This window comes from Streptomyces sp. ID05-39B, from assembly GCF_033794725.1.
GTDB classification, from domain to species: Bacteria; Actinomycetota; Actinomycetes; order Streptomycetales; family Streptomycetaceae; genus Streptomyces; species Streptomyces bobili.
This window is the reverse complement of the sequence record NZ_JARGEF010000536.1, coordinates 1-764: the sequence shown is the minus strand read 5'-3', so window position 1 is coordinate 764 and position 764 is coordinate 1. Positions and strand designations below refer to the sequence as shown.

General features: G+C 69.6%; 1 protein-coding gene. It reads right to left on the bottom strand.

What is annotated here, in order from left to right; translation table 11 throughout:
- Window positions 1-446 (bottom strand): MarR family transcriptional regulator (locus P1P75_RS41760; RefSeq protein WP_319265318.1); only part of this gene is annotated, 446 nt, incomplete at its 3' end.
- Between the last annotated feature and the right edge of the window lie 318 nt (window positions 447-764).

The following is a 764-nucleotide window of genomic DNA, read 5'->3' as shown; positions in this document are numbered from 1 at the left end:
GGCCGGTGCTGGGCGGACCGGCAGTCGCCGAAGCTGGCGCGCAGCCGGGTCATCAGCCCGATGAGCTGACCGACCTCGTCGTCGGTCCAGTCGCTCAGCCGCTCGGCCAGCAGGGCGGTGCTGCGCCGCGTCAGCTCGGCGAGCATCGCGTGCCCCTGGGGGGTGAGGCGCAGGATGCGCGAGCGTTTGTCCGCCGGGTCCGGGGACCGCTCGATCCAGCCCCGCTCGGCGAGGTGAGCGGCGTGTCGGCTGGTCACCGACATGTCCACGGCCAGCAGTTCGGACAGGGCGCTCATCCGAAGCTCACCGTGACGGTCGAGCAGCGTCAGTACACCCGCCGAGCCGGGCGAGCAGTCGGCCGGCAGTATCCGCCCGAGGTCCCGCTTCACGGCTCCGACGGCACTGAGCTGACGCGCCAGTTCCTCGAACTGTGCCTGCCCGGCCATCACACCTCGCATTCGTTGCTTAGGGCAACCATAGAAGCATTTGGTTGTTACAGGCAAATAAATCGGGGGTCGACGGCCGCAAAGAGTCAGCAAAGGCAAGTATGGCGAAAGTAAACGCCCAGGTGACGGAGGTCGCCGCCGGCCGGGCCTCCGGCGGGCCGGAGCACGCCCCCCGCTTGGGCCGGCCCGGCCGCTTTCGCTAGTGTCTCGGGGCATGGCTAACACGCAGGGCCCCCAGGGCACCAACGACCCCGCCGGCAGCACCCAGATGTTCCGGGCGTTCGTCGACGATGCCGATGATCAGGCCGAGGCGGGGGC